Here is a 7,913-nt window from a genome sequence, read left to right on the forward strand (position 1 = left end):
CCGTCGTCCCGTCCTCCCGTCGTTCCGTCCTCCCGTTGTCCCGTCCTCCCGTTCGGGACTAGTGGGACGTGCCCGCGGTCGCCGGGGGCAGCTCCACCTGGACGCCCGGGTCGCCCGCGTCCGCCGTGTAGTCCGACGGCTTCGTCTCGTCGACGCCGTCGGGGGCCTTGGCGGCCTTCAGGACGAAGGTCAGGACCACCGTGACGACGACGTTGAGGACGAACGCCGTCAGGCCGATGTAGCCGATCTCGCCGATGCCCGGGATCTCCTTCGCCGAACCGCCGAAGTGCTTCTGCGTCGGGGAGGCGACCCCGTACGCGGCGAAGGTGCCGTAGACCATGCCGACCGCCCAGCCGGCGAGCAGCGCCCAACGGTGGAACCAGCGGGTGAAGAGGCCGCCGACCAGGGACGGGAACGTCTGCAGGATCCAGATGCCGCCCAGCAGCTGGAAGTTGATGGCCACCGTCTTGTCCATGGTCAGGACGAAGACCAGGGCGCCCACCTTCACCAGCAGTGAGACCAGCTTGGAGACCTTGGTCTCCTGCGCGGGCGTCGCGTCCGGCCTGATGAAGTCCTTGTAGATGTTGCGGGTGAAGAGGTTCGCGGCCGCGATGGACATGATGGCCGCCGGCACCAGCGCGCCGATGCCGATCGCCGCGAACGCGACGCCGGCGAACCAGGACGGGAACATGTCCTCGAACAGCTGCGGGATCGCCAGCTGCCCGTTGGTGACCTTGACCCCGGCCGCGATCGCCATGAAGCCCAGCAGCGCGAGCAGGCCCAGCATCAGCGAGTACAGGGGCAGGATCGTGGTGTTGCGGCGGATCACCTCACGGCTGCGCGAGGACAGCGTCGCCGTGATGGAGTGCGGGTACATGAACAGCGCGAGCGCCGAGCCGAGCGCGAGCGTCGCGTACGTCCACTGGCCGGGTTCGGCCGGGGCCAGCGCACCGCGCGGCTTGCCCGTCGCCGGGTTGGTCTGGCTGAACGCCTCGCCCGCCTTGGCGAAGATGTCGTCGAAGCCGCCGAGCTTGATCGGGATGTAGATGATCGCCACCGCGATGACGATGTAGATCAGCGTGTCCTTCACGAACGCGATCAGCGCGGGGGCCCGCAGACCGGAGGAGTAGGTGTAGGCGGCCAGCACGCCGAAGGCGATCAGCAGCGGCAGGTCCTTCACGAACCAGTTGGTGTTCTCGCCGCCGCCGACGCCCATCACGTCCAGCACGGCCTGGATGCCGACCAGTTGGAGCGCGATGTACGGCATCGTCGCGAGGATGCCGGTGACGGCGACCGCCAGCGACAGGCCCTTCGACCCGAACCGGCCCCGCACGAAGTCCGAGGTCGTCACATAGCCGTGCTTGTGGGACACCGACCACAGGCGGGGCAGGAAGGTGAAGATCAGCGGGTAGACGAGGATCGTGTACGGCACCGCGAAGAAGCCGGCCGCGCCCGCCGCGTAGATCGCCGCGGGCACCGCGACGAAGGTGTACGCGGTGTACAGGTCGCCGCCGAGCAGGAACCAGGTGACCCAGGTGCCGAACGAGCGGCCGCCCAGGCCCCATTCGTCGAGGCTGTCGTTCTCGGCCTTGCGCCAGCGCGCGGCCAGGAAGCCCATGACCGTGACGGCCAGGAAGAAGAAGATGAAGACGGCGAGCGCCACGCCGTTCACGCCGTCCTTCACCGCGACGCACCGCCCTTCGCGGAGGAGGAGCCCGCGCGACCGCGCTGGTCGAGCTGCCACAGCTTGTACGCGACCACGGTGAGCACGGTGGAGATCAGCACCCACAGCATCTGGTACCAGTAGAAGAAGGGGATCCCGATGAACGCCGGATCCACCTTCGCGTACGAACCCACCCACAGCATCGCCACGAAGGGCGCGAACAGACAGAGGCCGATGGCGACGCGCAACGGCGTCACCACCGGCCCCTTGGTCACTTCCGGGGTCTCTGACATCGGCGGCTCCGCCCCTCACTAGATCGCCTTGATCACAGATGTAATGCGCAGGCAATGTAAGTGACGGATAAGCCCAGCGGAAGGCCCTCCACAGACCCTCTACTCGGCGGGCCGCTTCAGCCGCGCCACGAACTTGTACCGGTCCCCCCGGTACACCGACCGCACCCACTCCACCGGCAGGCCCGCCCGGTCCAGCGAGTGGCGGGACAGCATCAGCATCGGCAGCCCCACATCGGTGCCGAGCAGGCCCGCCTCACGGGGCGTGGCCAGCGAGGTCTCGATGGTCTCCTCGGCCTCGGCGAGATGGACGTCGTAGACCTCGGCGAGGGCGGTGTACAGCGAGGTGTACTTGGCCAGCGACCGGCGCAGGGCCGGGAAGCGCTTCGCCGACAGATGGGTCGTCTCGATGGCCATCGGCTCGCCGTTGGCCATCCGCAGCCGCTCGATGCGCAGCACCCGCCCGCCGGCGGTGATGTCGAGCAGCCCGGCGAGGCGGTCGTCCGCGGTGATGTAGCCGACGTCCAGCAGTTGCGAGGTCGGCTCGAGGCCCTGGGCGCGCATGTCCTCGGTGTACGAGGTGAGCTGGAGGGCCTGGGAGACCTTGGGCTTGGCGACGAAGGTGCCCTTGCCCTGGATGCGCTCCAGCCGGCCCTCCACGACGAGCTCCTGCAGCGCCTGGCGGACCGTCGTGCGCGAGGTGTCGAACTCGGCCGCCAGCGTGCGCTCCGGCGGGACCGGGGTGCCCGGCGACTGGGTCTGCGTCATGTCGAGCAGGTGCTTCTTCAACCGGTAGTACTTGGGCACGCGCGCGGTACGGACGGTCGCCCCACCCTCGTTCGCCGCACTGCTGACGTCGGTGCTCATGTCCTGCCTTCCCGGCCTCGGATGCGGGTCACATCGTGGCACGGACGCGGCGGTGGTGCCGCACCGTTCCGTGATCCCCTCTGTATACCGTCGCAACCTTTGCTGGTCTAGTCCACCAGGTCAAATGGTCTACCGGAGCGACGGCCTTCGACGCCGATGTTTTCGACGGCTTCTTACTTAAAGGTTCCTGCATATGTAGGTCCCATAACAGCTGGTCGGAGGGGATTCGGCCACCCTTGACAGGCCTAATGGTCTGAGCCAAGCTCTGCGCACTGGTCTACACCATTGGTCCAGAGATCGAGGTCCCGGCCCGTGGGCGGGGGGTGTGGCATCCCTGAGGAGGATGGCGTGAAGCGCAAGCTGATAGCCGCGATCGGTATCGCGGGCATGATGGTCTCCATCGCGGCATGCGGGGACGACAGCGGCAGTGGGGACTCGAAGGGCGCCGACGCCAAGGAGCTGACCGTCTGGCTCACCGTCGACGCGCAGAACAACTGGCCCGAGCTGGTGAAGGCCGCCGACGCGGCGGTGCAGAAGGCGCACCCCGGCGTCAAGATCAACCACGAGTACTACGGCTGGCCGGACAAGAACGCCAAGCTGGACGCCGTCCTCGCCACCGACAAGGCCCCCGACGTCGTCGAGATGGGCAACACCGAGATGCTCGGCTACATGGTCAAGGGCGCCTTCGCCCCCCTCGACGCGGGCAAGTTCGACAACTCCTCCGCCTGGCTCGACGGCCTCAAGGCCTCGGTGACCTACGACGGCAAGACCTACGGCGTGCCGTACTACGCCGGAGGCCGCGTCGCCAACTGGCGCAAGGACGTCTTCGCCGCCGCCGGGGTGACGTCCACGCCGAAGACGTACGCGGAGCTCACCGCGGCGCTCGACAAGGTGCAGAAGAAGGAGGGCGACAAGTTCTCCGCCTGGTACCAGCCCAGCCGTGACTGGTACGCGGCCATGTCCTTCGTCTACGACGCCGGCGGCTCCATCGCCAAGGAGGACGGCGGCCAGTGGAAGGCCGACCTCTCCTCGGCGGAGTCGGTCAAGGGCCTCAACGAGTTCAAGAAGGTCCTCGACTTGTACATGCACGGCGACAAGACCAAGGACGAGTCCGACCGCTACATCGTCTACGGCCAGGGCAAGTCCGGCATGATCTTCGCCCCCGCCTGGGAGGGCGCGACCGCCGCCGCCAAGGAGAACGACAAGACCGGCAAGCTGGCCGGCAACGTCGAGAACTTCGTGATGCCCGGCCCGTCCGGCAAGAACCTCCCCGTCTTCCTCGGCGGTTCCGACCTCGCCGTCCCGGTGAAGTCCGACGCGCAGGGCCTCGCCGCCGAGTGGATCAACGCCTTCACCGGACCCGCGGGACAGAAGGGCCTGATCGCCAAGGGCAACCTGCCCAACAACAAGACCGACCTCGCGACCCTCAAGAACGACCCGGCGACGGCGGTCCCGGCCACCGCGGCCGAGTCCAACTGGTTCGTCCCGATGGCCCCCGGCTGGGGCCAGGTCGAGAAGGCCCAGGTGCTCCAGACCATGCTCCAGAGCATCGGCACCGGCAAGAAGACGGTCGAGGCCGCAGCGAAGGACGCGGACGCCGCGATCGACAAGGTCATCAACACCAAGTGACCTGAGGGCAGGGCCCCGTGACCCACCGGGCCCTGCCTCCCGTACGACCCGAAGGACCGCTGAGGAGCGCGCGGATGAGTGCCGCAGACACGACCACCCCTGCCAAGGCGCCGCCGCGGCGGCCGTCACCGCCACCGCCCGCGCCGCCGGGCAGACCACGGGCGAAACGCCAGTCCGCCGGAACCCCCTGGCTCCTCCTCGCGCCCTGCCTGCTGGTGCTCGCCCTGGTGATGGGCTATCCGCTGGTCCGGCTCGTCACCCTCTCCTTCCAGAAGTTCGGGCAGTCCCAGCTGTGGGGCTTCCAGCCGGCCGAGTCCGTCGGGTTCGACAACTTCGCCGGCGTGCTGGGCGACGGCGAGTTCTGGCAGGTCGTCCTGCGCACGATCGTCTTCGCGGCCGGCTGCGTCGTCCTCACCATGGTCCTCGGCATGATGGTCGCGCTGCTCCTCCAGCGGGTCTCCGGCTGGGTGAAGACCCTGGTCAACATCGCGCTCGTGGCCAGCTGGGGCATGCCCGTCATCGTCGCCACCACCGTCTTCAAGTGGCTGTTCGACTCCGACTACGGCATCCTCAACGCCGTCCTCAGCAGGCTGCCCGGCGTGGAGCTGATCGGCCACAACTGGTTCGCGAGCGGACCGCAGGGCCTCGCGGTGATCATGCTGCTGGTGATCTGGGGCGCGGTGCCCTTCGTGGTGATCACCCTCAGCGCCGGCCTCACCCAGGTGCCCGCCGAACTGGAGGAGGCCGCCCGGCTCGACGGCGCCGGCGCCTGGGGCGTCTTCCGGTACGTCACCCTGCCCATCCTCAAGCCGATCGTCGTGATGCTCACGACCCTGTCGGTCATCTGGGACATGGGCGTCTTCCCCCAGGTCTTCGTCATGCGCAACGGCCACCCCGAGGCCGAGTTCCAGCTCCTGACGACGTACTCCTACGACCGCGCCTTCGTCGTCAACGACTACGGACAGGGCTCGGCCATCGCGCTGATCACCGTGCTGCTGCTGCTCGGGGTGGTCGCCGTCTACATGCGCCAGATGCTGAAGATCGGAGAGGTGGAATGACCAGCGTGCGCACCCTCGCCGCGCCGCGCCGGACGTCACGGCTCGGCTGGAACCTCCTCGGCCTGCTGGTCTTCGCCGTCGCGGGATTCCCCGTCTACTGGATGCTCAACACGGCGTTCAAGCCGGCGAAGGACGCGATCGACCCGGACCCCAGCCTGCTGCCGACGCACCTGACCCTCGACAACTTCAGCCGTGCGCTGCACATCGCCGACTTCTGGGGGCCGGTGGGCCGCAGCCTGCTCGTCTCCCTGGCGGTCGTCGCCATCGGCGTCGTCGTGGGCATGCTGGCCGCCCTCGCCATCTCCCGGTTCGCCTTCCGCGGTCGCAAGGTCGTCATCGTCGGCATCCTGGCGGTGCAGATGATCCCGCTCGTCGCCATGATCATCCCGGTCTTCCTGCTGCTGAACGACCTGGATCAGTACGACAAGCTGTCCGGCCTGATCATCACCTATCTGACGTTCATCCTCCCGTTCACGGTGTGGACCCTGCGCGGCTTCATCGTCAACATCCCCAAGGAGCTGGAGGAGGCCGCGATGGTCGACGGCTGCTCCCGCACCGGCGCCTTCGTCCGGGTCGTCTTCCCCCTCCTGGCCCCTGGCATGGTCGCCACCTCGGTCTACGGCTTCATCCAGGCCTGGAACGAGTACCTGTACGCCCTGATGCTGCTCAGCCAGAAGAACCAGACGGCGACCGTGTGGCTCAGCAACTTCTCCACCAAGCACGGCACCGAGTACGCCCCGATGATGGCCGGCGCCACGATGATGGCCCTGCCGATCGTCGCCCTCTTCCTCCTCGTCCAGCGCAAGATGGCCGCGGGGCTGACCGCGGGCGCCGTGAAGGGATGACGCCCCGATGACGACACTCGCCAGCGGCACCGACACACTCACCCGCGACGCCCTGACGGTCCTGCAGCCCGGCTTTCCCGGCACCACCGCCCCCGACTGGCTGCTCCGCCGGCTCGGCGAAGGACTGGCGTCGGTCGGCCTGTTCGGCAGGAACATCGCCTCGCCCGGACAACTCACCGCCCTGACCGCCCGGTTGCGCGCTGAACGGGACGACGTCCTGGTCGCGATCGACGAGGAGGGCGGGGACGTCACCCGGCTCGAGGTGCGCACCGGCTCCAGCTTCCCCGGCAACCACGCACTGGGCGCGGTGGACGACGTCTCGCTCACCCTGGAGGTCGCCGCCGAGCTGGGCCGCCGTCTCGCCGCATGCGGAGTCAACCTGAACTGGGCGCCCTCCGCCGACGTCAACTCCAACGCCGCGAACCCGGTCATCGGCGTGCGCTCCTTCGGCGCCGACCCCGCCCTGGTCGCCCGGCACACCGCCGCCTACGTCACCGGACTGCAGTCGGCCGGCGTCGCGGCCTGCACCAAGCACTTCCCGGGGCACGGCGACACCGCCGTCGACTCCCATCACGCGCTCCCGCGCATCGACGCCGACCCGGAGGTGCTGGCCGAACGCGAGCTGACCCCGTTCCGGGCGGCCATCGCCGCCGGCACCCGCGCCGTGATGAGCGCGCACATCCTGGTCCCGGCCCTCGACCCGGCGCACCCGGCAACGTTGTCCCCCCGCGTCCTCACCGCCCTCCTGCGCGACGAACTCGGCTACGACGGCCTGATCGTCACCGACGGCATGGAGATGCAGGCCGTCGCCGCCACCTACGGCATCGAGCGAGGCAGCGTCCTCGCGATCGCCGCGGGCGCCGACGCCATCTGCGTGGGCGGCGGCCTCGCCGACGACGAGACGGTGTGCCGGCTGCGCGACGCCCTGGTCACCGCCGTCCGCACGGGCGAACTCGCCGAGGAACGCCTCGCCGACGCGGCACGGCGGGTACGGGCCCTCGCCCGCTGGACGGCGACGGGAGCCACGGCCGGAACCGGGTCGCCGGCCGGCGCGGCCGTGCGCGCCGACGTGGGTCTGATCGCCGCCCGCCGCGCCTTGCGGCTGACCGGTGACGAGGTCTTCACCCCGCTCACCGAGCCGCCGTACGTCGCCGCCCTCACCCCGGTCGCCAACATCGCCGTCGGCGACGAGACCCCGTGGGGGATGGCCGCCGAGCTGATCCGGCTGCTGCCGGGAACGGAGACCGGGAGCTTCGCCGGCCCGGACGCGGGAGAAGCCGCACTGGTCGCGGCGGGGGAGCGGCGGATCGTCGCCGTGGTCCGCGACGAGCACCGGCATCCCTGGATGAGGACCGCCCTCGACGCCCTCCTCGCGGCCCGTCCGGACACGGTGGTCGTCGAGATGGGCGTCCCCCAGGCGCCGCCCCGGGGCGCCCTGCACATCGCCACCCACGGCGCCGCCCGGGTGTGCGGTCGCGCGGCGGCGGAGGTCGTCGCGGGACGCTAGGGCTTCTCGGCAAGCCCTTCCGGGCACGGCACCGGGCACGACGACGAGGAGGGG

Annotated in this window: 7 protein-coding genes; 4 read left to right on the forward strand and 3 right to left on the reverse strand. The window is 69.4% G+C overall.

Going from position 1 to position 7,913, the window contains the following annotated elements:
* Positions 1-58: 58 nt before the first annotated feature.
* The 3 genes from mctP to ACN6LD_RS35900 all read right to left on the reverse strand — a co-directional run bounded on the left by mctP (position 59) and on the right by ACN6LD_RS35900 (position 2,820).
* Entirely contained in the window at positions 59-1,684 is a 1,626-nt protein-coding gene (gene mctP, locus ACN6LD_RS35890) for a monocarboxylate uptake permease MctP (RefSeq protein ID WP_319187188.1), read from the reverse strand.
* Positions 1,681-1,956 carry a DUF3311 domain-containing protein gene (locus ACN6LD_RS35895; protein WP_057584266.1) on the reverse strand — a complete coding sequence of 92 codons (276 nt, stop codon included), beginning with the start codon at positions 1,954-1,956 and terminating at the stop codon, positions 1,681-1,683. Before ACN6LD_RS35895 ends, mctP begins: the two co-directional genes overlap by 4 nt.
* A gap of 99 nt (positions 1,957-2,055) precedes the next feature.
* Complete coding sequence (locus ACN6LD_RS35900; RefSeq protein WP_319187186.1) at positions 2,056-2,820, reverse strand: GntR family transcriptional regulator; 765 nt, start codon at positions 2,818-2,820, stop codon at positions 2,056-2,058.
* 348 nt (positions 2,821-3,168) lie between these two features.
* Here ACN6LD_RS35900 and ACN6LD_RS35905 point away from each other — a divergent pair, with 348 nt between their 5' ends.
* From ACN6LD_RS35905 to ACN6LD_RS35920, 4 genes are all read left to right on the forward strand, one after another.
* The gene (locus ACN6LD_RS35905) at positions 3,169-4,449 is read left to right on the forward strand and encodes an extracellular solute-binding protein (RefSeq protein ID WP_445045332.1); all 1,281 of its coding nucleotides are present in this window, start codon (positions 3,169-3,171) and stop codon (positions 4,447-4,449) included.
* Positions 4,450-4,523: 74 nt separating this feature from the next.
* Positions 4,524-5,507, forward strand: coding sequence for a carbohydrate ABC transporter permease (locus ACN6LD_RS35910; protein ID WP_319187182.1), 984 nt, complete (start codon positions 4,524-4,526; stop codon positions 5,505-5,507).
* Positions 5,504-6,352, forward strand: coding sequence for a carbohydrate ABC transporter permease (locus ACN6LD_RS35915; RefSeq protein ID WP_319187180.1), 849 nt, complete (start codon positions 5,504-5,506; stop codon positions 6,350-6,352). Before ACN6LD_RS35910 ends, ACN6LD_RS35915 begins: the two co-directional genes overlap by 4 nt.
* Positions 6,353-6,359: 7 nt before the next feature.
* Positions 6,360-7,859: a glycoside hydrolase family 3 protein gene (locus ACN6LD_RS35920; protein ID WP_445045333.1), complete on the forward strand. Its 1,500-nt coding sequence runs from the start codon at positions 6,360-6,362 to the stop codon at positions 7,857-7,859.
* Positions 7,860-7,913: the final 54 nt, after the last annotated feature.

Source organism: Streptomyces sp. SAS_272 (assembly GCF_052543235.1).

Excerpts from the sequence above, each read along its gene's own strand:
- ACN6LD_RS35895 (WP_057584266.1), bottom strand. The coding sequence starts at position 1,956 with ATGTCAGAGACCCCGGAAGTGACCAAGGGGCCGGTGGTGACGCCGTTG.
- ACN6LD_RS35900 (WP_319187186.1), bottom strand. The coding sequence starts at position 2,820 with ATGAGCACCGACGTCAGCAGTGCGGCGAACGAGGGTGGGGCGACCGTC.
- ACN6LD_RS35910 (WP_319187182.1), top strand. The coding sequence starts at position 4,524 with ATGAGTGCCGCAGACACGACCACCCCTGCCAAGGCGCCGCCGCGGCGG.
- ACN6LD_RS35915 (WP_319187180.1), top strand. The coding sequence starts at position 5,504 with ATGACCAGCGTGCGCACCCTCGCCGCGCCGCGCCGGACGTCACGGCTC.
- ACN6LD_RS35920 (WP_445045333.1), top strand. The coding sequence starts at position 6,360 with ATGACGACACTCGCCAGCGGCACCGACACACTCACCCGCGACGCCCTG.